We start from the raw sequence: 23,437 nt of genomic DNA on the forward strand, positions 1-23,437 counted from the left end.
TACCTCACCTCTGCTTTTTTGTCCGTTAAGTCTGAATCTCATCCGGTTTAGTACTCATCAAAGCATAGGTTCTGGTATCCTGCGGATATCTGTCTGCAAAAGGTATGATTACATTTCCGTAAAAAAGCAGCCCTTCTCCTGCATTACTGTTATTTACAAAAGAAATCTGATGCTTGGAAATATTCAATTTCTCCGCAAGGATCTTCTGATCCCCGCTGTGCTGATTTAACATCAGGATAAAATCACTGTTTCCCACAATACTTTCTACTGCCAGAGAGCCAAGAAAATCTGTTACATTCTGACTGATTCCTGTAATGATTCCACCCCACTTACGAAATCTCTTCCACATTTCAATAGAATAATTAGCAGTCTGTGGCTGGTTCAGCAAAAGGTGAAATTCATCCACATAATAACGGGTTGATTTCCTACGGCTGCGGTTCTGTGATACTCTTGTCCAAACCATATGCTGGACAATCAACATCCCTGCTTTTCGTAGTGTGGTTCCAAGTTCCCGGATATCAAAGCATACCACTCTGTTCTGCGTATCGACATTACTTCGATGGTTAAATACATTCTGCGATCCTGTTACATACAACTGCAGACTGTTGGCAATGTTCTGTGCTGCTGGTTTATCTGGTGCATAAAAGTTCAGACGTTCATAGAAATCCTGCAGAGTCGGCATATTTTCCGGTTTTGGATCATTGTAAAGATATTTTTTATAAATGTCTTTTACACACAGGTCAATCATGGAAACCTCATCACCATTTAATTCTGCATTTTGAGGTTTCTTCATAATGACCTCGCAGAAAGATGTGATAAACTCTGCTTTATCAGCAATAATGGTATCAATATCCTCCACATCGCCATTAATCCTGTATTTCTCCGGATGATAAATAACCTCCAGGTTCACTTCCATAGGATTGATGTAATCATTACTTTTTGCACTGATTTTAATAACTTCACCATTTAAGGCATTTACCAGCGGAAAATATTCTCCCTCCGGGTCACAGATAATAATGTCATCGTCTGTAATCAGGAAAACATTGAGAATTTCTCTTTTCGTTGCAAAACTCTTACCGGAACCAGGAGTACCCAAAATCAGGCCGTTAGGTGTTTTCAATCGTTTCCGATCCACCATAATGAGATTGTTTGACAGTGCATTTAAGCCATAGTAAAGAGCTTCACCGCCTTGGAAAAGTTCCTGTGTGGTAAACGGAACAAAGATTGCTGTAGAAGTCGTAGTCATAATTCTCTGTATTCCAGTCTGGTTCATTCCCAGTGGTAGTGATGCCACAAGTCCCTGTTCCTGCTGATATTGAAGTCTCCGTATATTGCAATTATATTTCTGGGCGATTCCTGCAGTCTGATACACAATATTGTCCAGTTTTCTCTTATTGTCCGCTGTATTCATCAGCAAAAAAGTAAGTTCAAAAAGTTTCTCATTCCTGGACTGGATTTCATTGAGCAATCCCTCCACATCCTCTCCGTATGTAGAAATGTCCGTTGGAATAATATCCATATCATATCCGCTTCTGACCGCTTTCTTCTGTTCTTCAATTTTCATTTTCTGAATATTTGACAGCGTACTTTTCAGGCTTTTAATAGCTGCCTTGGGATCAATTGGACGCAGGTGCATATTGATGATAAGATTCTCTTCCAGATCCAGCAGATCTGCCAGCAGTTTATCCGTAAGTTCTGGTGATGTAATCTGTAAATATGACACGCATCCAAAAGTCTGTCCCATCCGAAAATAGCTGTCATTGCGAAAATCAAATCCGGTAGGTGCAATAAAGTCTTTTGTCTGCAGACCTGTTTTTGCAACCATCCCATAATGGAAATGGAAAGATTCTTTTGTGTCCATATTCATCACATCATGCAGAATTTTCAGACGTTCTACCCCATTTAAAGGCTCTGCCATGGCTCCCATCACCTTAAAATTATTCAATACACTGGCTTCAATTCTCTCCAGCCTGGATTTTGCATTTCGCAGATTATCCGCCTTAATGGAAAATGTAATATATTTTGTTTTTACAAGCCCATTATTTCCTTTGGAAAGCTGCATTTTCAACATATCCGAATATTCTTTCCGAATATCATTGAAACAGTCATCCTGCTCTGGAATATCAATATTTTTTGCATACTCATCAAAATTCACCTGTTGATTAAGAAATGTAATTTGTACCTCAACAGAGCTGTCAAATGAATTCAGGAACTCACAATAGTTCTCAAAAATAGCCGCTTTATCATCATTCTGCGCTAACTGGTAATTTATATCGTAGAACTGCACCATCTTTGAATAATAGTTATCATCTGTCCTGCAGATACCATCCTTATATATTTCCTTATATGGAATCGTATCCTGCGCTGTAAAAGGTTTCCTCTTCTTCTGATTCTCCGCTTTTATCATCCGAAGTTCTTTCAGACGCTTTTTTTCTTCTTTCGTAAGTCCGGTTTTCTGTTTCTTATTTTTTTCGGTCTGCTTTTTTAAGGAAATGGAACGGATTTCTCGCTTCCCTGGCTTCTTTTGCCTTTTTCTCAAGCCATGCACCCTCTTTCTCTAATTTATCGTACTCTATAATCCGGTCATATAAGTTTTGGGAACGATAGACCCTGATTCCAGGTCTTAAAAATTTCTGCCGGATAATGTGAAGCAATATTTTCTCTGCTGGAAATCCATCCTTTTCATACATTGCAAAAAAGAAAAATGGCAGCATCACTATGATCATAAGCGTTGCTGCCACATCTGTTCCCAGTCCTGCTTTTGTCAGCAAATAGACCGGAACACCACAAATTCCTGCCAGAGAAAAACATATAATTTGTCTTTTAGTTAAATTCAGTGCTAATTTTGTCTTTATTTTTGAAAAATCTTTCGGCACTGGAACATATGCCATATTCTTGTTTCCTCCTAATGTGCATTGAAGATTGATTTTGCCAGGGAACTGGTCTTAAACAGGCTGAAACATAAAATAACTGTATATGCTGCAACTGACCAGATAGCTGTATGAAGATTATCCGCAACTGTAATAGCATTTACCAGAACTGCATAAATCGCAACACATACCATCATAAAAAATCCCTGGAATCCCAACGCTAATAATGCCTTCACATAATTATTTCCAATACTTCCCCATTCCCTGTTCGTAAATGTTGAAAACGGAATAGGTGCCACAGAGACATAAAGATATATTTCTATCATTCGTCCATATAAAATGACGGTAATCAGGACTGATATGATTTTTAGACATAAACTGACCAGCATCGTTTCCAGACCAAGCCCCAGTAATTCTCCGATTCCCATATCTTCAATCTGCGTTTCAAGAAGCGTTTTCAATGCTTCTGTAACATCAATAGATGCGGAACCGGTTATCATACCGCCAGCATTGGATACCACATGATTCGCTACATCAAAAATTGCCATCGCAATATCAAAAGTATGAGTAACCAGATATACCGCTACCCACATCTTAAAAATGTATTTGAAAAACATAAACGTATCCGTATCGTGCATATTGTTTTTTTCCATAATCATGGAAATCAGCTCATAACACAGTACAAATGTAATAATCATCCCCGCAATGGGGACAATGACATTATCCGACAGATTTTTTATCATGGAAAAAATGCCACTGTTCCAATTTTGGGGTGTTTTCCCAACCTCTGTAGCAATCGTTTCTACTTTGGTATTTACATCGGTGAACATGGTATCCAGGTTTGATGTGATCCAGCCTGTTAGCAGATCCTTTATGAACTCTGTTATTTTTTCGGTTATTCCACCCATTTATTTATCCAAACAAAGTTGCAAGCTGTGGAATCAGGTTTATTCCAATCAGTACGATGCCACCGCCCGCCATCAACTGTTTTATTCCTTGTGACTTTGCACCCGGATTGTCCGTTCCATATCCTTCCAGCAGATTGATCACTCCCCAGGCTGCAAGTCCGGCTCCGATCGCACAAACCAATGTTTTTAAGGTCGTAATTGCCGTTGTAAAAAATGCCATAAGTGTACCTTTGGAAAACTTACATTTTCCAGTCCTTTCTTAGATTTTTTCCAGAAAGGGAAGAAAACACTATATAAACCCTGCCTTTTGTGCTACACTAAGCATAGGATTTTCTACTTGGAAAATTCTTCACACGTACAGTCGGTATATTCATTTTCGTCGATGGATACCGACTGTTCCTTTTTTCCAAATTATTCATGATTTCCTCCCATGATCCACTTCCCGACAATTTGTCGAGAAGTTACATCTGATACAGTTCCACTTCATCCTCTGGTTTCAGTATCAGATTAGTACTCAGATATTTTTCAATATCAAAGATATTCTTTTTGTCATAATCGGACAGATATTTGTAGTTTTTATGTTTGCAAATATCGTATTTATTTGAGAAAAATGGTCTGACACCTCTCACCTGCAGAATACATTTTCCTCCGTCCATGACTGCTATTTCATCCTGGCTCATCAACTCCTTTCCTATTTTCTGGTAGTTCATTCCATAAGACCGCTGACTGCCTCTCGTATCCGATGTGTTATAAAGATCTATGGTTTCTTTTCCCAGGATCTCCGCTATTTCCTTTAATGTCGTTTTTTCCTTTCCCCCCAGGAATAAGGTCGTATCACAGTTCCCTTCGATGGTATCGGCATTATCCTTATAAATTGCCTTAAGCTGAGACTTTGACTGCAAAATAATAGAAGCTGAGATTTCCCGGCTTCTAATCGTAGCAATCAATTTTTCAAATTTAGGAATTTGTCCGATGTTCGCAAACTCGTCCAGGAGACACCTCACATGAATTGGAAGTCTGCCTCCATATACATCATCAGCTCTGTCACAGAGCAGATTAAAAAGCTGTGTGTACATAATAGAAACAATAAAATTAAAGGTATCATCGGTATCTGAAATAATAACAAACAATGCAGTTTTCCTGTCACCAACCAGATCCAATTCCAGCTCGTCATAACTCATAAGCTCCCGCAGTTCCGCAATATCAAAGGGTGCGAGTCTTGCACCACAACTGATCAGAATAGATTTTGCTGTCTTACCGGCAGCCAGCTTGTATTTTTTGTACTGCCTTACTGCAAAATGGTTCGGGTCTTTCTGCTCCAGTTCATCAAACATCAGATCTACTGGATTCTTGAAATTCTCATCATCTTCCCTGGCTTCTGACACATTGATCATTTCCAACAGAGTATTAAAATTCTTTTCTTCTTCCCTGCCTTCATACCAGATATAACCAATCAAGGCACAATAATAGAGTTTTTCCGCCTTTACCCAAAAATCCTCACCTGATTGCTGCCCTTCACCTTTGGTATTAGCAATAATGGTTGTTACCAGTTTTAGAATATCTTTTTCACTGCGGATATATACAAATGGATTATAGTGCATGGATTTTTTGAAGTTAATTGTATTCAAAACTTTGATTTTATACGGTTCATATATAACTTTTCCCTCTTTGTCCCGCACGATTTTTCCATTCTCATCCGTCATCGGACTGCCTTTTGCCAGCATACTGCCAACTTCCAGAAGCACAGTTCCCTTCGGATCAGTAATCACATAAGAGCTGTGCATCTGCATAATGTTAGGCTTTACAAAAAATCTGGTTTTTCCAGAACCGGAACCGCCAATTACCAGAATGTTTTTATTCCTGGCGTATTTCGGATTCTTTGGTCTGCTTGACATAGTAAGACTCTCTGTTTCTGTGAGAATAATATTATTTTCAAATTCAGGATCAGCATATGGTCGTATATCTTTTTCTGTTCCCCATCTGGCAGAACCATACTCCACACCCAGCCGATATTTCCTGGCATTTTTCGTGCGGTAAATAATAATAAACTTTACAGCCACGCCTCCTGCGATTCCACACAACAAATCTATATGATTCAAACTTGGCCAGAGATTCTGAAACGCCAGTTCAAAATAAGTAATGGTATTCATCAATTTATCCCAAGAAGTTGCTCCGGTGTTTACCCTATACAGCCAGGCAATCTTATTGAAAAAATAAGCAAACATCAGATAGGGGAAATTAGCTAAAAACAGCTTTTTCTGATCTGCCCTCTTCAATTCACTTGCCTTGTCCGTAATCAGATTTTTCACATCCGCAAGCATTTTTCCTGGGATACTCTCTGAAGAAAAAACAGCTTTTCCAAATATTTTTCTCTTTTTCGGAGAACCTCTGATATGCTGAACTTTTCCTCTTTTCTTCTTATGCTGCTGTTTTTTCTCCGTCATAAACTCTGCCCTCTGTCTTTCTGCTGTTCTCTTGCTCGTTCTCTGTTCTTTCCTTTAGACACAGCATCCTTAAAGTGCATAAGTTTTTTCATAATAGATGGTTTATCCTTTTTGTTCATCTGTACACCCAAATATTTCTTAAATGCCAGATTCATCATTTCTGTATCCTGTCCTTTAAAGAACACATAGTAGGTCGGTGGCTTGGTCGAACTGTCTTTTTTCAAGGCAAAATCTAAACGGTATTTTTTCGCCACACGTTCAAAAGACTTGATATTTCCATCTGTGATCTCAATATTAGATAAACCAGAACCCTGGCTTTTCAATTCTTTGTATGACTGTTTTCCAACCTTATAAGAATTCTTTCCCTTTTGCTTCTGTCCTGACAGATACTTCCGCAGCATATTTTTTAACACGTCGGCAGTCACTCTTGCAGTTTTAACCGACAATGCGATTGTTTTCTGAGTAACTTCTTCCTGCAATTTGCACGCCTCCTTTCGACTCTGATCAGCAAATTACGGTGGTACTAACAGATGGGGGAGATATATTTTCATTGGAATTTGACTCCTTTCCACTTCCCGACAAATTGTCGAGAAGTCATGGGTTTTAATTTTTCACTGTCTGCTTCAATAAATAAATTGTGCTGAACTGCACATATAACTTTTCTTCTTCCCAATCCATCTGATCCATCAGCAGGCATTGGAATAATACATCTACATCCTGCAATTTATAAATCCTGTTGCACGTTTCTGACAAACCTTTTAATTCCGGAATCTCTTGCATCGCATTTCGTCTGTGCATAAGACATTGCAAGTATAATGCTTCAAGATGTTTCTGGCTGAAAATAAGTGCTGTCGTATCCTGTTCATTGACTGTACATTTACGTTTTTCTAACTCTTCTTGGGAAATGTCCAGAAAACACCGGATATTTTCGACATATACATCACCATCAAATGTTGGATGCTTTTTCTTAATCCATCGTTTTGCCGCTACCTCCATATTCTTTCTGTCTCGATCAGATCTGGCACTACGGAAATTCAGCCTTTTGCCCATTTCTGCATAGATATTACTTTTCACCTGCCGCTCTGCCAAAGCTGCGTATTCTTCATTGCGAAAAAAATAATCTAAAAGTTGGTTCATCTTAGCCTGACTATCTACCAAATGATAACATTCCTCGGAAAACCCCAAACCTGCAAATGCAACTGGCGCACTTCCTTTTTTGATTTCTTTTTCAATTACTCTTAAAATGTCTCTCTGTGATTCCATTTCTCGGTTTCCTCTCTCTTCTTCATTTTTCTGATTCTTTTCACAAATCATCAATAAATTTTCATCTGCTCTTTTCGCTGTCAGTGTCAGTGAATAACAAACAAAGATCAGCAACAGTGATACCAATGCACTTCCAACACCAATCATAAAAACTTTTCCCCCACCAATACATGAAGCAATCCGTCCCATTTAAAAAACGGACTGATTTTTTTCAGCATAGCAATCAAGTCCGCTTCATTTTCTATTTCAATATCCAAAAATTCTATTACACTAATTTCAAGTCCATCCGCAATTTTCTTTAATTGTTCTACTTTCGGCTTTCGTATGCCTATTTCATACTTCCGAATTGTATTCACATTAATTCCTGTTCGTTCTGCAAGCAGCTCCTGCGATAGCCCTCTCTGTTTCCGAAAATAACGAATCTTTTCATTTATCTCCATGTCTTTCATCTGTTGAACTTCTCGACAATTTGTCGGGAAGTTGTTCCCTTTCCCAGTTTTCTTTTCCTTCATATCCATACATAGATATTTCCTCATCCAATAGCCTTGCAACCATAAAGCAACAAGACAGCAAAAACAAAAGCACTATTCCTGCCATAATAATAATTATCAAATCAATCACATCTCATCCTCCTATGTAAGCGGTACAGAAAAAGCAGCCTTGACAGACTGCTTTTTCAATCACCATATTCTATTTTTGTTCTCATGTAAAAAGGCTTCCGAAATTGTGCGAATCCCAAACGCTAATCCATCTATGTAAGCGTCTCTCTGTTCTGTTTGTTTAAGATTTAAAGTATATTCCTTGTAATCCTCAAACATTGCCTGCAGATCCGGACTCATTAGACTTATCATTTCCTTTTCTAATGTTTCACACAGTTCCTTTGTCTCTTCATAACTTTTACTTTGTGTCTCACATTGATTCATTGGATAAATGCTATAATACAATTTTTCCAGTTGCTTTTCGCTCATTTTTGATCACCATTTCTTTCAGTCTTTTTATGATCCATATAATTCCAGAAATGCCGTTTTTTAGCAAAATGCCTGCTACAGCTAATAATCTCCAGGCAAGAACCCCTATTCCAATCAAACTTCCTACCATCAGTTTAAGTACCACCAAACCAAGCATTTCCCCTGTCCCCACATTTCTTGGAACGACCAACAAAAACATTTTCTGGATTCCGAAAGGTATTCCCACAAAAAGCAATAATTTTCTCCAGTCTAATATTTCACCATTCATGCACATAGGGTGAACAATTAAGCAGATAATCATAGCTATTGCACCAGGAATTATCAATTTTGTTATAATTTCTTTTCCTCTCATATGCCACCTCCGTACATATCATGATTTACTTTTGCCTGGTAATAATTGCCTATTGTCGTTATTGAATTCATAAGACAGGTAAGCAAATACGCTTTTATGTTCTTTACTTCCCTGGTATTCTCATGCAGACAGTCAAGTACATACTCTATGTGGCTTTCTTCCAGCAACAATAATCTGCTTTTTACGAACTGATATGGGTATTTCACTCCACTGATCGTAATATTCTCCCGTTCTATGCTGATTGTTTCCACAATTAGTGCCACAATTTCATCCAACTGTTGCTGTTCCCCTAGTCTGCATCGTTGTACAAGACAGTCATATTCAATATTTCTTTTTACAAGTGCAGTATTCATCTGGAATAACCCCATCTCTTCCATCAAATCCATTGACTGCTGTTCGGAAGAATCTGAAAGATTGATAAGATCAGTATTACTTCTGTCAGTATTACTAATATCAGTATAATTATAATTAGTATTATTAGGGTCGGTTTTTCCGACTTCTGTACTTCGGTTTTTCCGAACTCTTGACTTCGATTTTTCCGACTTCCAGACTTCGGTTTTTCCGAACTCTTGACTTCGACTTTCCAGAACTCCAGACTTCGGTTTTTCCGAACTCTTGACTTCGGCTTTTCCGACTTCTTGACTTCTGTTATCATTCTCTGCCGAATCTAATACTTTTTCTTTTCTATATACAAAGCTCTTTACATAAATAATTGTTGGTTTTCCCAATCCTCTCTTTACTCTTTCAATCAAACCAATTCCTTTATCAGTATCTAATTCTGCAAGAATTTTCACACCTTTGTCTTTTCCGCAGTTCATATATTCCATCACTTGTTCCAATGTAAATATGATATAAACTTTCCCCTCATTGTCCACCCAATTATTTCTGATAGACAAAGCCATTCTGTCCAGCATCAGCCCATAAAGAACCTTTGCATCGCTGGACAGATTACGGAAATATTCATCTGTGAATAATACTTTGGGAATACGGTAAAAAGCAAACTGTTCCGATTCATAATCGTGAAAATAACCAAACTCTATTTTTGTGCTTTCGGATTTTGCCATTTTGCTTTCCCTCCTTCCCTCGTTATTGGCTTTTCTTCCAGTTATCAAGCAGTTCATAGATAACCTGTTCAATCTGTTCTCTGTTATATTCCTTTGGGAAATACTTTCGTATTTTCTTTTCAGTTAAAGTAACTTTTCCTGTCTCTGTTTTCTTTTCATTCAGAATAAGCTGTACCGCTAATTCTGTCAGTTTACCTTCACCGCTGTATTGCTTCAGTTTTGTTGCCATTGAACCTGTAACAGAGCTTGCCCCAGACACTATGCAGTCTTTCACCCAAATCTGCTCCGTTTCTGATAAATAGGTTAATGAAACACCTACTGTAAAATTAATCTTTCCTTCATCCAACAATTTCAGCAATTCCGGAATAAGACAGGTCAAGCGTATGTAACGCTGAACGGTTCTTCCACTGTCACCTGCAGCCTGTCCAACCAGATCTGCACTGTCAACAGAAACTGCGTTTTCGTCTTTTATGCCTTGATGTTTTACTGCATCCATCTTCATCTTATAAGCATATGCCTTTTCGCTTGGAAGCAAATTTTCTCTCTGTATATTAGAATCCACCATAACGATTACGGCTTCATCATCGGTATAGTTTCGTATGAGTACTGGCATTTTACTTTTTCCAGCCAGTTCGCAACCACGTTTTCTCCTGTGACCAGCAATCAGTTCATATCCTCCCTCTGCGCGAGGACGTACCAATGCAGGATTTAAGATGCCATAATTCTTGATACTTTCTACTGTTTCAGCCATTTTTTCATCATCATTTACATGAAATGGATGATTTTTAAACGGATATAACTCGTTTAGCGGCACTTCAAAAACCTGATTGAAGCTATTTTGTTCTGCTTCATTGATTCCAAGCAATTCATCATAAGAAGTAAGCTGAATTTCTTTCTTAGGTTTACGCATGATTCAGCACCTCCTGGACAAGTGCCTGATAACTGTACGCACCTTTTCCTTTTGCATCGTAAGAAAAAATACTGACACCTTCTGATGCAGTTTCGGCAAGAGCTTCTGTTCTTGGAATCGTTTGATTGAAAATTTTAATCTCTGCTCCATAAGCATCTCGCACTGCCTGCTTGTTTCTCTTTGAGTTGTTATAATGACAACTGTCCATAGTAAACAAAATTCCCTCAATCTGTAAAGCTGGATTGAATCTCTGATGAATTCCTTTCACAACTTTCAGCAATTCCATAAGTCCATCTGCCGCATAATATTGTGGCTGTACCGGAATCAATACACTGTCAGCTGCAGTAAGGGCATTGATTGTCAACATTCCCAATGAGGGCATACAGTCAATTAAAATATAGTCATACTCCTGTTCCAGAAGTTCCAAATACTCCTTTAAAACTTTTTCTCTGTCCTCTACTGTGAACAATGACATATCCATTCCCGAAAGTAGTTTGTTAGATGGAATCACATCTATTCCTTCCGCATGATGTAAAACGGCCTCCTTGGGATCAAACTCTAATCCCATGATAATATTTTCCATCATTGTTTTCAGTGTCACTCTCAAATTCTTTGGAAATCCAAGCCCCATTGTCAAATGCCCCTGTGGATCTGCGTCAACCAGTACAACTTTCTTTCCTTCCTTGGCCAGTCCTACTCCAAGATTGATAGTGGTAGTGGTCTTTGCCACTCCACCTTTCTGATTTGCGATTGCGATTACTCTGCACATAACTTTTCCTCCTAATGTCTGATTCTTTCGACGTCTACATACACACGAAAATATTTGTTTGTTCCCTTATTTGCATAAGGCTCTGATATACTTAAAATTTCAAAGTTACTATTCTTTTCCAATATTTTTCGAAACCATTTCAGTTCATTTGTTGTTCCCTGTAATCTGATTTTCAGCATTTTTGACCTCCAATCATTTTTAGGAGCAATACTCCGGATAACGTATCTTTATTGCCTCCCAAAAGAATTTTGCATACCCACAGCAAAACAGATCTTCTACTGTATAACAGCTGCACTCCGATAACTGCTTTTCCGCATCTTCATAGTCATAGACACTGGGTGTACCGTTGCAGTAGAGATTAAATGCCATGCGTACAACTCTGACACTACCACTTGTCTGCCATCCTTCCTGCAGACATTCTGGCTTCACACTGCCATTTTTAAAATCATAAATTCTGTTAACGTGTTTTCGTGTATCTCTGTCGATTCCAAGACAATATACCAATGCTTTGTGATATACATCTTTCCATCTGCATTTTGGCAGATATTCCAAATAGAACTCCTTATGTTCTTTGTTCATAAAAGTTATTGTGCGAGCATCCTCGCCAGCTGCGCCTATCGCTGTACTTGCCATACTGATCTCCTCCTTATAAAATTGGTTTTTAAGTTTATAATTTGTTTTTTGAAAATTATGGTGATCTGATGAAACCGCTGATAATTTGAGTAACTTCGCTGAAGATTGCAAGCCTTTGCTTTTACTCAGTTTTTCCTTACTCAATACTCAATTTTAGAAGATTCTTGGTGATTTCCAGCGATGCTTGGCGGTATTTAGGACTTTTTTAGAAAAATATAGAAAAAAGCCCCGAAAACCTTATAATCACTGTGAAACGTAGTGTTTATAAGGCTTTCAGGGCCTTTAAATACTTAAATTTAGACTTATTAAAATAATATAATGAAAACTTAAGCTAATGGATTACTTACCCATCTGTTTTGCAACTTCCTCAGCAAAGTTTTCTTCTTTCTTCTCAATTCCGTCTCCGGTCTCGTAACGAACGAAGCCTTTGATTGTGATCTTAGCGCCGTTTTCTTTAGCAACCTGTGCTACGTAGTTTCCAACGGACTGTTTTCCGTCTTCTGCTTTTACGTAAATCTGGTCAAGAAGGCAGATCTCTTTAAGCTCTTTCTTGATACGTCCTGTGATCATTCCCTGAATAACCTTTTCCGGTTTCTGGGATTCCTTAGGATCGTTCTGGATCTGAGCCATAAGGATTTCTTTCTCATGCTCGATATACTCAGCGCTTACTTCGCTGTCGCTTGTGTAAAGAGGTTTCAGAGCTGCAACCTGCATTGCAACGTTCTTAGCCATCTCTTTAACAGCGTCGTTTACAACATCTGTCTCAACGTCAACAAGAACACCGATCTTTCCCCCCATATGTGTGTAGGAAGCAACAAAACCGTTCTCCTCTTTCATCTGAGCGAATCTACGGATATTCATGTTCTCACCGATAACTGCAATCTGAGCTGCAAGAGCTTCTTTTACAGTCTTAGTGGTATCAAGTGCCCATGCCTCTGCAAGGAAAGCATCAATATCAGCTGCTGTAGTTGTCAGAGCCTGAGCTGCAACATCTGCAACATACTGCTGGAATTTCTCGTTCTTAGCAACGAAGTCTGTCTCGGAGTTAACCTCAACAACAACTGCGTTCTTAGCATCGTCAGCAACAAGTGTCTTGCAAAGACCCTCTGCCGCAACACGGTTTGCTTTCTTCTGAGCGGTAGCAAGACCTTTCTCGCGAAGGAACTCTACTGCTTTATCCATATCGCCTTCTGTAGCTGTAAGAGCTTTCTTACAGTCCATCATACCAGCGCCGGTCATCTCTCTTAACTCTTTTACCTGTGCTGCTGTAATAGCCATTTTCATTTCCTCCTGATTGATAGTGTGTTGTAAGGACCTGTCCGTCAGCTGTGGATATGCCTATGCAGGCATAGCTCATTCACAACTGACGTCCAGAATTTTTACAAATTATTCCTCTGTAGCGAACTCTTCAGACTCAGCCTGGATTTCTCCCTCAGCGTCTGTCTGTCCCTGGTTTGCTTCGATAACTGCGTCAGCCATCTTGGAAACGATCAGTTTTACAGCACGGATAGCGTCATCGTTACCCGGGATTACGTAATCCAGTTCTTCTGGGTCACAGTTAGTATCGCAGATTCCGATAAGCGGAATTCCCAGTGTATGAGCTTCCTGAATGCAGATCTTTTCCTTCTTAGGATCTACTACGAAGATAGCATCTGGAAGTCTCTTCATTTCTTTGATACCGCCAAGGTTCTTCTGAAGTTTATCTAATTCTTTTCTTAAAGCGATAACTTCTTTCTTAGGCAGAACATCGAATGTTCCATCAGACTCCATGGTCTCGATTTCTTTCAGTTTCGCAATACGGCTCTGGATAGTCTTGAAGTTGGTAAGCATACCGCCTAACCATCTCTCATTTACATAGAACTGTCCGCAACGCTCAGCCTCTGTCTTGATAGCGTCCTGAGCCTGTTTCTTAGTACCAACGAAAAGGATATTTCCGCCGTTAGCTACGATATCAGCGATTGCATTATAAGCATCGTCAACCATTCCTACAGACTGCTGTAAGTCGATAATGTAGATACCATTTCTCTCTGTGTAGATGTATGGAGCCATTTTAGGGTTCCATCTTCTTGTCTGATGTCCGAAATGAACACCTGCCTCTAAAAGCTGTTTCATTGAAATAACGCTCATGTCTTTTTCTCCTTTTGGTTAAATTCTTCCGCATGGATCCTTTTCCTCTCGGACCCAGCCTCACACCGCAGGGCACCATCCTGGGAATCTCCATGCGTGTTTGATGGTTTACAACTTTTGCATTATAACATGACAAAACCCTCCGTGTAAAGAGGGTTTTTGCAAATTTTTCCGCTATTTTTAGGCTTTTCAACGTTTTAACAAATTCATTCCCCCGTTCTCCCAACAGGGTTCTTTCATTTCTGCAAAAGCATTTCAGATAAGCTATTTCCCCAGTCTGAGCGCCGCCAGTTCACCAGGTGTCAGCTCTCGTGCCTGGCCTTTTGGCAGATCATCTGGCAAAGTCAGCGAGCCCATAGAAATCCGTTTCAAGTAGATTACTTTCTTTCCAACCGCTTCCATCATTCTCTTCACCTGATGAAAACGTCCTTCCTGAATAGTCAGAAGGATTTCCGAGCGCCAGGAACTCTTTTCCACGTCTGCTTTATATTCCTCATTATTTGCTTTGGCCGTCATTGTTTCAGAGTCACCTTTAACATTTTTTCCTTCGCAATCTTTACCACTGGCAACTCCCTGCTCTGGGTTTTCTTCCCAACTCTTAAGAATCTCCAGCTTTCCCGGCAATGTCAGCTCCTGATCTCCAATATCCACACCTACCCGGATCTTCTCTATATCCTCCGGCACTACTTTGCCTTCCGTCACAGCGAAATAAGTTTTATCCACATGTTTCTTCGGAGAAAGCAGCTGGTGGGCCAGCTGGCCGTCATCTGTAATAAGAAGCAAGCCTTCTGTATCCTTATCCAGACGTCCTACAGGAAAAAGATTCCGCCTGCCATCCTTTGGCACCAGTTCCAGAACCGTCTTTTCCCTGATGTCCTCCGTGGCGCTTACATACCCGGCAGGCTTGTGCAAAAGATAATACACAAATTCTGCCCGAGCGCCCAGGCGCTCTCCGCCAAATTCCACCACGTCCCTCTCCGGGTCTACCTTCAGCTCTGGCTTTTTCGCCGTCTCACCATTTACCTGAACCATTCCCTTCTGGATCAGCTTCTTCACTTCTGTCCTCGTGCCAGCTCCGGAATCTGCCAGAAATTTATCCAGTCTCACTGCTTTTCCCATTTATACTACCTTACCTTCTACTTTATTCCTCGTCCAAAACCTCAAAGGACAATGCCCGCTGAGAATCTTCCTTCATAAATTCCGGAACATCCTTCGCCATGATAGACCAGGCCACCTCTGTTTCCATGCCGTCGATCACAACCTTCAGGCTGGCCCAGCCGTCCAGTTCCTGTTTTTCCCAGAACGGTACCATCTGATAACATCTCAAGGCTTTTTTCAGCTCACTCAGCTGCTCCGGCTTATTGTAAATAATCGGGGAAGAAACTTCATTCTGATTCTCATTCATATAATATTGAACTTCCACAGAACTTAAGTTCACATCATCCATAGAAATAGGATACCCTGTTTCCTTCAAAATTTCAACTGTCCTTTTGAACTGTGGGAATACATAGAAGCATGGAGAAAAAGAATAATCTCCTGTTTTGCCCACTACCATGTCGTCCGTACCTTCCACAGATGGTACATCAGAATAGCCAATGGTCAGGCTTGCGCAAGGTTCCCCTGTCAGCACCTCTGGATCAGCCTCCTCCACATCCTGCCGGAAAGCATCCACCAGCAGCTGTTTCTTCGCCTTATTATCCTGGAAAAGGAAAATTGACTGTCCGGTTATAAAATCACATCTTACCTCATCCACATATTTGTCATCCAGATTCAGAATGGAATAACGCTCAGCCTTCAGGGGTCCCTCAGCCATGCCCTCTTTCCACAAATTCTTTATGTCATCCAGGCTTACCATATAGTAACGATAGATGGCACTTCCTGATTTCAGGTCATACCGTACCTTAAGTCCTAATGTATTTCTAGAAGGATCCCACAGATTGCTGAACCACAATGCTGTGCTGTTTCCTATAATTTCTTTACATGTCTCCTTGCTCTCTTTTGCAATTTCTTTTATACTGTCAAAAAGATTCTGGTCAATTCCCAGATCATTTCCCGTCGAATCCCCATTCAAATAATATCCGGAATCCAGCATGGCAACAGTACCATCTTCATTTACTTTCACATTATAAGTAGTTTCCTTTTCGGTATCCACAGATCCGATTGCGATATTTTCAATCTTGTCATAGGAAGGAACATATTCGTCATATCCTGTCAGGTCAAAAAAGAACACACACGCCACAAGTGCTACACATGCCCCATTTATCACAAGCTGGATCTTATGGGAAAAGAATCTCCGGAAATCCCTGTAATAAATAATTTCCATAATACCGCCAGCAAGAAGGGTTCCAAGAATCAATCCAAAAATCCACCAGATCGTTCTGGAACTGTCACTTGACAGCATATAGAAAATAAATCCAATTCCAAGGCCTCCAGGTACCACGATCAGAAATTTTACTACAGTACCGATCCATGGAAAAACAAAAGCCATCCCTGTTCTCTCTGATCTTCTATGTACAAAGGCGTAATATCCAAGACCTCCCAATGCCGCAGTTACCAGAATCACTGCAATCAGTATTCCGCCGTAATTTCCCTCTGCATATTTTTTCACGAAGGTATAAGAAATGGTAAATGGTGAAGCCATCTCTTTCAGCCATTTTACGAAACCATAAGAACTCTCACTGCGTGTATAATAAAATGCCATTTCATATAAATCCAACAGCACAGAAAGCACTGGTCCATAAGCTACAGCAGCCACCAGAAGCAGCGCTCCCATAAGCAGATGCCCTGTAATGCAGATCACCAGCACAACAGAAAAATACATCAGTAAATACAACATCAGATGAAATACCATCATAAGGAACGCCAGTTTCATAAGATGAAGACTGAAAAATCCTCTCATCGCCCCGATACAGATGGCAAAAAATTCCATCACCAGATACGGCACCAAAAAATATAAAAGTGACTGCAAAGTCTTGTACCAGAACATCCTGTTTCGTTTCACAGGAAGACTGTGGTAGAAGTCAATTTTCCGCAGTGAATACAGGTACCAGAACTGGCTGATCCCATTAAACAGTGCCGCAAGCGCTGCAACCGCAAGTCCGGTAATCATGAATCCATTCTGCCACAGATTTACATAAAGGGCATTTATTTCTCTGGCCGTGTATTCCATTCCGAACCAGTTTCCCAGCATGATCAGCTCTGCCACCGGAAAGGCCAGAAGAAATCCAATGGTCACAAAAGCCGGTATCCACACCAGCCCTTTTGATGTTACCTTCATATATCTGCTAGAATAAATTTTTGATTTCATAGCCTGCCACCTCCGTCTCGCTGATAAAAATTTCCTCCAGGGTCAGAGGAAGCACCTCCATGAAAAGAGGATTTTTCGCCTGGATTTTCTCCATGATCTCACTTCTGGTTCCCCGGGCCGTTATCATAAGAAGAGAACCCTGATGCTGCACCTTCAAAACCTGAAGTTCCTTTTCCAGTTCTTTTTCCTGCTGTCTTCCACTAAGCACACACTGGATCTTGTGAATGTGAAATTTCATGTCTTCCAGATCTTTGGAAAGAAGAATCCCCCCTTTATGCAAAAGTCCGACATGATCGCAAATATCTTCCAGTTCGCGCAGATTGTGAGACGCGATCACAGGCGTAAATTCCCGGTTCATGATCTCCGCTGCAAACAGGCTCTTTACTGCCTGACGCATTACCGGATCAAGTCCATCAAAGGTCTCATCGCAAAACAGATATTTCGTTGCCGCGCACACACCGATGATTACCAGAACCTGTTTTTTCATACCTTTGGAAAAAGTTGCAATTCTGCGATTTTCTTCCAGATGAAATTGTTCCATCAGTTCATGAAAAAGCCTGGTTCGAAACTGAGGATAAAAATTTCGGTAAAAGCGCACCAGATCCATTGCTGTATAATTTGTCGGAAAATAACTATCATCTGAGATATAAAAAAACAGTTTCTTTGCTTCTTCATTTTCATACACTGGCATACCGTCAATCTGGATTTCCCCTTCATCTGGCTTTATAATTCCAGCCATCATCCGAAGCAGGGTGCTTTTCCCGGCGCCGTTACTGCCCACAAGACCAAACACTTCCCGCACCCCAACATCCAGAGTTGCTTTATTGACCGCTTTGACAGTGCCAAACGCCTTACTGCATTCTTTGACTTCTATCATGGCTTCTCCTCCTTGTAACACTCCCTAATAATGTAGATCAGCTCTTCCGCTTCCATTCCCATAGCCTTTCCCTTCCGGATCAGGGTTTTCAGTTCTTTTATATAGGAAGCTTTGCTAAGTTTACGCACTTCTTCACTGTCTGCGATAAAGTTTCCTGTTCCTTTAACCGGGTAGATCAGTCCCTCCTGTTCCAGCTGCATGTAAGCACGCTGGATGGTGTTTGGGTTGATCGATAATTCCATGGCCAGCTGCCGCACAGAGGGCATTCTGGAGCCTGGCTCCAGTACTCCCATCAGGATCAGATTCCGAAATTTCTCCTCCACCTGCTCGTACAGTGGCCTTCTGTCCTGATAATCCAAAACGATCATAGACATGCTTCCTCCTTTCTAAGTGTATTAATACATTTAATACACTTAAGATAGCATATGTGTACTTTAAATTCAAGACGGGAAATTCTTAAATGTTTATAAAGTGGAATGCGCCAACAAAAAACCTTCTCACAATCTCCCCTGTTTTTCCAGGATTTTGTAAGAAGGTCTTCTATTTTTCTTAATATATTTCTGATTATGCTTTATATCAGCCTCGTACATCCTCGTTTCTGATAATTCTTATAGCATCTCCAGATACCATAAGTTCCTGCAAAAACAAGAAACAGATTCAGTGCAATTACGGATGTGGCTCCTGTATGATCCAGCATGTACAGCATCACATCACTGACCAGCAGGCTCCAGATATTTGCCCCCATATGAAGAAATACACTGGCAAACAGATTTCCTCTCCATTCCAGGATCAATGCGAAAAGCAATCCCATAATAGTTGCATACACTCCCTGGAGCAGATTCATATGGTAAATTCCAAATGTCAGTCCTGAAAACAGTGCAGCTGTGATCACGCGCATATTATCTCTCATACGAAGAAATACCAGCCAGCGGAAAATAACCTCTTCTGCAAAAGGTGCTGCAATCCCCATCCAGAAAATCAGACTCCAGATACTTTTCCCCTCGGAAATCAAGGACTGAGTTTCCTGATAAGCTTCCGGATTCAAATATTGCTGAAAAAGCCCTACCAGAATGTTTCCATATTGACCAAGAAATGCGCCAATTATAAGAAACCCCAGAATTTCAGGAACAGGAAGGTGACGATCAGCTGCAGGATATAATATCCCGGTTTCTTTTCTTCTTGAAAAATCGCCCCGATACAACAATATGCAGGGAACTGCAGCCAAAATCCCTGTCAGACCAGTCAGCATAAGCACATGCTGGTAATATGCACTCATATCTGCGCCAGTCCGCTGCACCAGAAAATACAGTCCCAGATAGGAGACAAGCTGGGAAAGCACAAAATGGATTCCCACCGGATACAGACACTTCCATGCCAAAACCGGCATTTTCTGTTTTCTTCTGGGGCTCAGGCGAAAAAATCCAGTATTTCCTCTGCCGAATTCACAATTTTAAAAGGATGGGCATTTTTCAGTTCTTCTTCGGTTCCGTACCCATAGGAAACTGCAATGCATTCCAATCCGGCGCGTCTTGCCCCAAATACATCATGCTCTTTATCCCCCACCATGATCACCTGGTCACGGTGTTCAGAAAATCCCAGCCGCTTCAGAGTTTCCTCGATCACCTCTGTCTTATTGGTTCGTCTACCCTCAGGCTCACTTCCAACCATCTCGTCAAAATAAGAATCAATATGGAAATATTCCGCAACGATCTTCACGAAATTCTCTGGTTTGGAAGACGCAATGGCAAGCTTGTATCCTCTTTGTTTCAGTCCGGATAACATTTCCGGAATGCCAGGATACAGTTCATTCTCATAAATCCCCACTGGTGCGTATCGTTCTCTGTAAATCTCAACTGCCTTTCTTGCTGTTTCTTCGTCAATTCCCGCATATTCCTGAAACTGCTCCAAAAGGGGCGGTCCCACAAAAATGCGCAGCTTCTGAAGATCTGGTTCTGGTTTTCCTACCTTCTCCAGAGCATATTGTACGGATTTGGTGATTCCCTCCCCGGAATCGGTGAGAGTTCCGTCCAGATCAAATAAAATAGCTTTGTACATCTGTGTTTTGCCTCCTGTACCGTCATGTAATTTTTGTCGTTGATTTTTCAAGTCTTTCGCTATATGGGTGTTAATTATAACATCATTTCTTTATAACGTCCAGATGGCAAAATCTTAGTTGAGGGTTACCATTCACTCCGTGTTACTGTTCACTCCGTTCACAGTAACGCGCTTCGCGATGCACAGAAATCATGCATTCGCATGATTTCGCGCCGCAATTCTCGGGTTTTCTGTGAACTTTGTTCACAAAAAACGCCTCGCGGAACGTTACCAATGAACAGTAACCACTCCGTGACCAGTAACAGTTGATGCACACTTTCAAAACTCCCATATAGGCATATGCACAATTCTTCTCCCATCTATTACAGCAATCACTTTCACAGTATTTTCCTTCGCTGTAATCGGCTGGTCAAATATAAGGGTATCCCCCTCCTGGTGCCAGAAAATCTCATCACCATTTAAGTTCAAAGACAGAATTGTAACATCCTGCTCACCGGTAGTTCTTATAACTTGTATTTCAGGATATTCATTTACAGGGACTGTTTCTTCGTGTACAAAACGTATTGTGCTATTTTTATTATCATTTATGTTATTGTTTTTATTTGTGTTTTCATTTTTTTCTCTATTTTCATCATTTTTGTTATAGAATCCAAGTCCATGAGATATCTTTGTCATTCCTACTGCTGTAAAAACCGTGCCGGCTCCTGTGAGCTTCAAATGCTCACTGGTATTTTCTTTTTTAGGACTTTCCGTAATTTTTGCTTTGGACCTATCTGCTTTTTTCCGATCAGTATTCTTTGTTTCTCTGGCAGTAATCCTGCTTTCACTTATATTTTCATCTGCTGCGGTATCTTCTGACTTTTCTTCTTTGCTTTTTGAGCTATCCTTCTTTACACGGGGAGTGTTTTTTGTAGTATTGCTTTTAGACTCAGTTCCATTGGCACTGTTGTCTGCATTTATATTCGTTTTCTCATTCTCTGCGTTTTTGTTTGCCGATGAGGCTGCCGTGACACTGTTTTCTTTCTTGTTTTCTTTTGGTCTTCTCTCAGAACCCGCAGCTTGAGGTTTTTCCCAGCCCTCTTTATCACCTGTGTTGTCACCGTTCTCAGTTTTCGACAAGCCAGCTCCCGCGTTGCTATTACTGTTATTGTTATTATTGTTATTATTGTTGTTACTGTTATTATTGTTGTTACTGTTATTATTCCCGCTGTTGTTATCGTTACTGCCGCCGCTATTGTGACTGTTATTATTACCGTCATTTTCTATGTCATTACTGCTATTACCGCTATTCGCGCTGTCATTATTGCTGTTGTTATTACTTTCATTACCATTACTGCCCCCATTTTCTTTCTGCTCTGGCTCCGTAGTTTCCTGATTTCCTTCAGCCTCCTCCCAATTATCAAATATACCTTCATCAGCACCAATATCGATATCAAATCCTCCAAATTCTCCACCATAAGTGTAAAGTATACCAACTTTGGTAATAAGTAAAATCACTGTCACCATCAGATAAATTCCAGGTTTCCGAAAGTTATTCCAGATGCTGTGTGAATATATACCTTTTCGATTTGAATTTTTCGCAATTTTTCTCCTTATGCTTCTCCATCTTTTCATTTTCCCTCACCTGTTTCACTTTCCATCTGTTTTTCCCAGATTTCAACGCTCTTACAATCCGTCCCATCTGCCTTACTGCTTCTGTATAAAACATAAAGTCTCCTGCTGGAATTCTTCTGACCTCTTCGCAAAAGGAACAGTCCATATTTCCCATACCCTTCTGCAAATTCCGGCGCATACAACAGCAGCTGCTCATAATACACGGCTGCCCGTTCCCACTCTTTCTGAAGTTCCGCATTTACCGCCAATAATAAAAGCAATTTTCTCTGCTCTTCATCTTTCGTATATTCTTTTTGCAGTTTTTGCAAAGCACTTTCTGCATGCTCGCATTTTTTAAGAAGAAATTTATCTGCTTCTTTGTCTGTACTTTTTTTATCCGCTTCTGCTGCAAATTTCTTTGACAACGAAGAAGACTCATTTTCCTCTATCTCGTAATATCCTTTCGTTACTTCTGCCAATGCACTTTCGAAAGCTGCCTGCTGCTCTGATCCTGCAAGAAATACACCTGCAGCCAGCAAAATCCCCGTAGTTCCAATCACCACCGCTGCATTTTTTCTGGCAAGCCCTTTTCTTTTTCCTATACCAGAAAGCATTTTTCTTGCCTGTGCCGCATTTTCAAATCGTCTTTTCCCCTGAGGCCGGGTACATTTATAGAGAAACAAAGCAAATCCCGGAGCTTTCCACAAAACGGATAACCAGTTTTTTCCTGCCAGCGCCTGTAATGTTTTTCCCAAAGCATAAAGATCACTGGAGCTGTTTACTTTTCCCTCATATTGTTCTGGAGCGGCAAAGCCTTCTGTTCCCATACAGATCCGCTGATTTTCTCCAAATCCAAACACCGCGCTCCCAAAATCCACCAGATACAATTTGCCCGAATCTGAAAGCATAAGATTATCCGGTTTCAAGTCCCCATAATATACCGGCGGTTTTTGCCCATGAAGATATTCCAGAACTGCAAGCACAGTGTCTCCGTAGGAAAGAAGCTCATCCACTGCAAAAACATGTCCCTCCTTTAACATCTGTCCAAGGGACTTTCCACGAATATATTCCATGATCAGATAACAGTGATCTCCATTTTCCACATAATCTACCATCCGTGGAATGGATGGATGTTCCAGAAGCCGCAGCAGTCTGGCTTCACGCTTTTTCTCAAGGGGAAGTTCTTTTACTGCCCAGTAATTTCCAAGCTCCATATCCCTGGCAAGGTACAAATGCCCCTCCCCACCTGCGCCTACCTGCTCCAGGATACAGTAACGCATTTTCAAGATCATACCTG

The 23,437-nt window shown here is 40.5% G+C and carries 26 protein-coding genes; all 26 read right to left on the minus strand.

What is annotated here, in order from left to right; translation table 11 throughout:
* Window positions 1-25: 25 nt before the first annotated feature.
* The 26 genes from AB5Z12_RS08595 to AB5Z12_RS08720 all read right to left on the minus strand — a co-directional run bounded on the left by AB5Z12_RS08595 (window position 26) and on the right by AB5Z12_RS08720 (window position 23,432).
* Complete coding sequence (locus AB5Z12_RS08595) at window positions 26-2,539, minus strand: VirB4-like conjugal transfer ATPase, CD1110 family (protein WP_368357471.1); 2,514 nt, start codon at window positions 2,537-2,539, stop codon at window positions 26-28.
* Window positions 2,463-2,891 (minus strand): PrgI family protein, encoded by a 429-nt coding sequence (locus AB5Z12_RS08600; RefSeq protein ID WP_005426563.1) that lies wholly within the window; start codon window positions 2,889-2,891, stop codon window positions 2,463-2,465. The genes AB5Z12_RS08595 and AB5Z12_RS08600 overlap by 77 nt, the downstream gene beginning before the upstream one ends.
* 14 nt (window positions 2,892-2,905) lie before the next feature.
* On the minus strand, window positions 2,906-3,778 hold the full coding sequence (locus AB5Z12_RS08605; RefSeq protein ID WP_005426566.1) for a VirB6/TrbL-like conjugal transfer protein, CD1112 family: 873 nt from the start codon (window positions 3,776-3,778) through the stop codon (window positions 2,906-2,908).
* A 4-nt stretch (window positions 3,779-3,782) separates the two neighbouring features.
* Window positions 3,783-3,998 carry a Maff2 family mobile element protein gene (locus AB5Z12_RS08610; protein WP_015524585.1) on the minus strand — a complete coding sequence of 72 codons (216 nt, stop codon included), beginning with the start codon at window positions 3,996-3,998 and terminating at the stop codon, window positions 3,783-3,785.
* 241 nt (window positions 3,999-4,239) lie between these two features.
* Window positions 4,240-6,099: a VirD4-like conjugal transfer protein, CD1115 family gene (locus AB5Z12_RS08615; RefSeq protein WP_235812411.1), complete on the minus strand. Its 1,860-nt coding sequence runs from the start codon at window positions 6,097-6,099 to the stop codon at window positions 4,240-4,242.
* 119 nt (window positions 6,100-6,218) lie between these two features.
* The gene (locus AB5Z12_RS08620) at window positions 6,219-6,701 is read right to left on the minus strand and encodes a PcfB family protein (protein WP_059085509.1); all 483 of its coding nucleotides are present in this window, start codon (window positions 6,699-6,701) and stop codon (window positions 6,219-6,221) included.
* A 124-nt stretch (window positions 6,702-6,825) separates the two neighbouring features.
* The gene (locus AB5Z12_RS08625) at window positions 6,826-7,674 is read right to left on the minus strand and encodes a hypothetical protein (RefSeq protein ID WP_368357526.1); all 849 of its coding nucleotides are present in this window, start codon (window positions 7,672-7,674) and stop codon (window positions 6,826-6,828) included.
* The gene (locus AB5Z12_RS08630) at window positions 7,629-7,925 is read right to left on the minus strand and encodes a helix-turn-helix domain-containing protein (protein WP_242650178.1); all 297 of its coding nucleotides are present in this window, start codon (window positions 7,923-7,925) and stop codon (window positions 7,629-7,631) included. The genes AB5Z12_RS08625 and AB5Z12_RS08630 overlap by 46 nt, the downstream gene beginning before the upstream one ends.
* Window positions 7,912-8,106 (minus strand): hypothetical protein, encoded by a 195-nt coding sequence (locus AB5Z12_RS08635; protein WP_005426607.1) that lies wholly within the window; start codon window positions 8,104-8,106, stop codon window positions 7,912-7,914. Before AB5Z12_RS08635 ends, AB5Z12_RS08630 begins: the two co-directional genes overlap by 14 nt.
* A gap of 59 nt (window positions 8,107-8,165) precedes the next feature.
* Window positions 8,166-8,453: a DUF6809 family protein gene (locus AB5Z12_RS08640; RefSeq protein WP_015541255.1), complete on the minus strand. Its 288-nt coding sequence runs from the start codon at window positions 8,451-8,453 to the stop codon at window positions 8,166-8,168.
* Complete coding sequence (locus AB5Z12_RS08645; RefSeq protein ID WP_005426609.1) at window positions 8,419-8,805, minus strand: DUF6050 family protein; 387 nt, start codon at window positions 8,803-8,805, stop codon at window positions 8,419-8,421. Before AB5Z12_RS08645 ends, AB5Z12_RS08640 begins: the two co-directional genes overlap by 35 nt.
* Window positions 8,802-9,869 (minus strand): DUF6017 domain-containing protein, encoded by a 1,068-nt coding sequence (locus AB5Z12_RS08650; protein WP_118608521.1) that lies wholly within the window; start codon window positions 9,867-9,869, stop codon window positions 8,802-8,804. The genes AB5Z12_RS08645 and AB5Z12_RS08650 overlap by 4 nt, the downstream gene beginning before the upstream one ends.
* A 22-nt stretch (window positions 9,870-9,891) precedes the next feature.
* Window positions 9,892-10,779 carry a ParB/RepB/Spo0J family partition protein gene (locus tag AB5Z12_RS08655; RefSeq protein ID WP_118608520.1) on the minus strand — a complete coding sequence of 296 codons (888 nt, stop codon included), beginning with the start codon at window positions 10,777-10,779 and terminating at the stop codon, window positions 9,892-9,894.
* Entirely contained in the window at window positions 10,772-11,548 is a 777-nt protein-coding gene (locus tag AB5Z12_RS08660; protein ID WP_173746006.1) for a ParA family protein, read from the minus strand. The genes AB5Z12_RS08655 and AB5Z12_RS08660 overlap by 8 nt, the downstream gene beginning before the upstream one ends.
* Before the next feature lie 11 nt (window positions 11,549-11,559).
* Window positions 11,560-11,727, minus strand: a complete 168-nt coding sequence (locus tag AB5Z12_RS08665) for a DUF3970 family protein (protein WP_118608518.1) — start codon at window positions 11,725-11,727, stop codon at window positions 11,560-11,562.
* A gap of 19 nt (window positions 11,728-11,746) precedes the next feature.
* Window positions 11,747-12,181 (minus strand): DUF6075 family protein, encoded by a 435-nt coding sequence (locus AB5Z12_RS08670; RefSeq protein WP_118608517.1) that lies wholly within the window; start codon window positions 12,179-12,181, stop codon window positions 11,747-11,749.
* 339 nt (window positions 12,182-12,520) lie between these two features.
* Window positions 12,521-13,459 (minus strand): translation elongation factor Ts, encoded by a 939-nt coding sequence (gene tsf, locus AB5Z12_RS08675; RefSeq protein ID WP_148461897.1) that lies wholly within the window; start codon window positions 13,457-13,459, stop codon window positions 12,521-12,523.
* 108 nt (window positions 13,460-13,567) lie between these two features.
* Window positions 13,568-14,308 (minus strand): 30S ribosomal protein S2, encoded by a 741-nt coding sequence (gene rpsB, locus AB5Z12_RS08680; protein ID WP_118579468.1) that lies wholly within the window; start codon window positions 14,306-14,308, stop codon window positions 13,568-13,570.
* A gap of 264 nt (window positions 14,309-14,572) precedes the next feature.
* Complete coding sequence (locus AB5Z12_RS08685; RefSeq protein ID WP_148461898.1) at window positions 14,573-15,427, minus strand: pseudouridine synthase; 855 nt, start codon at window positions 15,425-15,427, stop codon at window positions 14,573-14,575.
* A gap of 22 nt (window positions 15,428-15,449) precedes the next feature.
* Window positions 15,450-17,615 (minus strand): DUF6449 domain-containing protein, encoded by a 2,166-nt coding sequence (locus AB5Z12_RS08690; protein ID WP_148461899.1) that lies wholly within the window; start codon window positions 17,613-17,615, stop codon window positions 15,450-15,452.
* Window positions 17,593-18,492 (minus strand): ABC transporter ATP-binding protein, encoded by a 900-nt coding sequence (locus AB5Z12_RS08695; RefSeq protein WP_148461900.1) that lies wholly within the window; start codon window positions 18,490-18,492, stop codon window positions 17,593-17,595. Before AB5Z12_RS08695 ends, AB5Z12_RS08690 begins: the two co-directional genes overlap by 23 nt.
* On the minus strand, window positions 18,489-18,860 hold the full coding sequence (locus tag AB5Z12_RS08700; protein WP_148461901.1) for a GntR family transcriptional regulator: 372 nt from the start codon (window positions 18,858-18,860) through the stop codon (window positions 18,489-18,491). Before AB5Z12_RS08700 ends, AB5Z12_RS08695 begins: the two co-directional genes overlap by 4 nt.
* A gap of 203 nt (window positions 18,861-19,063) precedes the next feature.
* A complete protein-coding gene (locus tag AB5Z12_RS08705) occupies window positions 19,064-19,870 on the minus strand; it encodes a CPBP family intramembrane glutamic endopeptidase (protein WP_195590289.1) in 807 nt (268 codons plus the stop codon).
* A 29-nt stretch (window positions 19,871-19,899) separates the two neighbouring features.
* A complete protein-coding gene (locus AB5Z12_RS08710; RefSeq protein WP_148461902.1) occupies window positions 19,900-20,547 on the minus strand; it encodes an HAD-IA family hydrolase in 648 nt (215 codons plus the stop codon).
* A 318-nt stretch (window positions 20,548-20,865) separates the two neighbouring features.
* Window positions 20,866-22,161 carry a hypothetical protein gene (locus AB5Z12_RS08715; RefSeq protein WP_173770082.1) on the minus strand — a complete coding sequence of 432 codons (1,296 nt, stop codon included), beginning with the start codon at window positions 22,159-22,161 and terminating at the stop codon, window positions 20,866-20,868.
* Entirely contained in the window at window positions 22,158-23,432 is a 1,275-nt protein-coding gene (locus AB5Z12_RS08720) for a protein kinase (protein WP_368368612.1), read from the minus strand. Before AB5Z12_RS08720 ends, AB5Z12_RS08715 begins: the two co-directional genes overlap by 4 nt.
* Between the last annotated feature and the right edge of the window lie 5 nt (window positions 23,433-23,437).

The sequence above is a fragment of the Ruminococcus sp. RTP21358st1_G6_RTP21358_211008 genome (assembly GCF_040908885.1).
GTDB lineage: Bacteria > Bacillota > Clostridia > Lachnospirales > Lachnospiraceae > Blautia_A > Blautia_A faecis.

What these genes read in the sequence shown, in the direction of transcription:
- AB5Z12_RS08600 (WP_005426563.1), bottom strand. Translation starts at nt 2,891, where the DNA reads ATGGCATATGTTCCAGTGCCGAAAGATTTTTCAAAAATAAAGACAAAA.
- AB5Z12_RS08605 (WP_005426566.1), bottom strand. Translation starts at nt 3,778, where the DNA reads ATGGGTGGAATAACCGAAAAAATAACAGAGTTCATAAAGGATCTGCTA.
- AB5Z12_RS08610 (WP_015524585.1), bottom strand. Translation starts at nt 3,998, where the DNA reads ATGGCATTTTTTACAACGGCAATTACGACCTTAAAAACATTGGTTTGT.
- AB5Z12_RS08615 (WP_235812411.1), bottom strand. Translation starts at nt 6,099, where the DNA reads ATGCTTGCGGATGTGAAAAATCTGATTACGGACAAGGCAAGTGAATTG.
- AB5Z12_RS08625 (WP_368357526.1), bottom strand. Translation starts at nt 7,674, where the DNA reads ATGGGACGGATTGCTTCATGTATTGGTGGGGGAAAAGTTTTTATGATT.
- AB5Z12_RS08630 (WP_242650178.1), bottom strand. Translation starts at nt 7,925, where the DNA reads ATGGAGATAAATGAAAAGATTCGTTATTTTCGGAAACAGAGAGGGCTA.
- AB5Z12_RS08640 (WP_015541255.1), bottom strand. Translation starts at nt 8,453, where the DNA reads ATGAGCGAAAAGCAACTGGAAAAATTGTATTATAGCATTTATCCAATG.
- AB5Z12_RS08645 (WP_005426609.1), bottom strand. Translation starts at nt 8,805, where the DNA reads ATGAGAGGAAAAGAAATTATAACAAAATTGATAATTCCTGGTGCAATA.
- AB5Z12_RS08650 (WP_118608521.1), bottom strand. Translation starts at nt 9,869, where the DNA reads ATGGCAAAATCCGAAAGCACAAAAATAGAGTTTGGTTATTTTCACGAT.
- AB5Z12_RS08655 (WP_118608520.1), bottom strand. Translation starts at nt 10,779, where the DNA reads ATGCGTAAACCTAAGAAAGAAATTCAGCTTACTTCTTATGATGAATTG.
- AB5Z12_RS08660 (WP_173746006.1), bottom strand. Translation starts at nt 11,548, where the DNA reads ATGTGCAGAGTAATCGCAATCGCAAATCAGAAAGGTGGAGTGGCAAAG.
- AB5Z12_RS08665 (WP_118608518.1), bottom strand. Translation starts at nt 11,727, where the DNA reads ATGCTGAAAATCAGATTACAGGGAACAACAAATGAACTGAAATGGTTT.
- AB5Z12_RS08670 (WP_118608517.1), bottom strand. Translation starts at nt 12,181, where the DNA reads ATGGCAAGTACAGCGATAGGCGCAGCTGGCGAGGATGCTCGCACAATA.
- tsf (WP_148461897.1), bottom strand. Translation starts at nt 13,459, where the DNA reads ATGGCTATTACAGCAGCACAGGTAAAAGAGTTAAGAGAGATGACCGGC.
- rpsB (WP_118579468.1), bottom strand. Translation starts at nt 14,308, where the DNA reads ATGAGCGTTATTTCAATGAAACAGCTTTTAGAGGCAGGTGTTCATTTC.
- AB5Z12_RS08685 (WP_148461898.1), bottom strand. Translation starts at nt 15,427, where the DNA reads ATGGGAAAAGCAGTGAGACTGGATAAATTTCTGGCAGATTCCGGAGCT.
- AB5Z12_RS08690 (WP_148461899.1), bottom strand. Translation starts at nt 17,615, where the DNA reads ATGAAATCAAAAATTTATTCTAGCAGATATATGAAGGTAACATCAAAA.
- AB5Z12_RS08695 (WP_148461900.1), bottom strand. Translation starts at nt 18,492, where the DNA reads ATGATAGAAGTCAAAGAATGCAGTAAGGCGTTTGGCACTGTCAAAGCG.
- AB5Z12_RS08700 (WP_148461901.1), bottom strand. Translation starts at nt 18,860, where the DNA reads ATGATCGTTTTGGATTATCAGGACAGAAGGCCACTGTACGAGCAGGTG.
- AB5Z12_RS08710 (WP_148461902.1), bottom strand. Translation starts at nt 20,547, where the DNA reads ATGTACAAAGCTATTTTATTTGATCTGGACGGAACTCTCACCGATTCC.
- AB5Z12_RS08715 (WP_173770082.1), bottom strand. Translation starts at nt 22,161, where the DNA reads ATGAAAAGATGGAGAAGCATAAGGAGAAAAATTGCGAAAAATTCAAAT.
- AB5Z12_RS08720 (WP_368368612.1), bottom strand. Translation starts at nt 23,432, where the DNA reads ATGATCTTGAAAATGCGTTACTGTATCCTGGAGCAGGTAGGCGCAGGT.